Here is a 630-nt window from a genome sequence, read left to right on the forward strand (position 1 = left end):
AAGTAATAGGAGGGCTGAGGGATGACAATTACGCAACTTACTGAACTATTAGGTTGGGCGGTTTTGATTAATCTTGCTTATCTGTCTCTGGCTAGTATCGCGGTGGTATTTTTCAAAGAGGCCATTACATCGATACACAGCAAGATGTTTGATCTTGAGGAAAAGCAACTGGCCCCTGTTTATCTTAGCTTTCTAAGCCAGTACAAAGTCATGACTTTGGTGTTTTTTGTTGCGCCCTACCTTGCGTTGAAGATTATGTGGCATTAGCTCTGCTTTGACCTGAGTAGCGCAGCCTACGGCTAGCGTGAAAACTTTAGAATATGGCCTTTGAACTGGCCCTCTAAATAGTCGGTATGCTCAGGCTTAAAGTGGCTTGAGCTAAAACCAAAGTCAATCATTCGTTTGCTGAGTTTGTTTTTTTTGCCGCGCCCAGGATCTACCAAAATGACCTCACTTGTTGGCTTGGAGTGTCTTTCAAAGAAATTAGCTAATAAGCTAATGTGTTCGTCTTCATATAATATATCGCTACCAATGATCAGGTCGAAAAGGCCTAAGCTATCATTATCTTTAGCCCAGTCTATACGTTCAAAGGTGATGTCGGCGTCGCTATTAAGTTCGGTATTTCGTTGT

At 42.2% G+C, this 630-nt stretch carries 2 protein-coding genes; one reads left to right on the forward strand and one right to left on the reverse strand.

The window, feature by feature from the left end:
• Nucleotides 1-21 precede the first annotated feature (21 nt).
• The gene (locus A3735_RS04100; RefSeq protein WP_068512097.1) at nt 22-267 is read left to right on the forward strand and encodes a DUF6868 family protein; all 246 of its coding nucleotides are present in this window, start codon (nt 22-24) and stop codon (nt 265-267) included.
• Nucleotides 268-299: 32 nt separating this feature from the next.
• On the opposite strand, the gene A3735_RS04105 is transcribed toward A3735_RS04100, so the two are convergent.
• On the reverse strand, nt 300-630 hold a 331-nt coding region (locus A3735_RS04105; RefSeq protein ID WP_369820506.1), incomplete at its 5' end, for a methyltransferase.

It is taken from the genome of Oleiphilus sp. HI0061 (assembly GCF_001635675.1).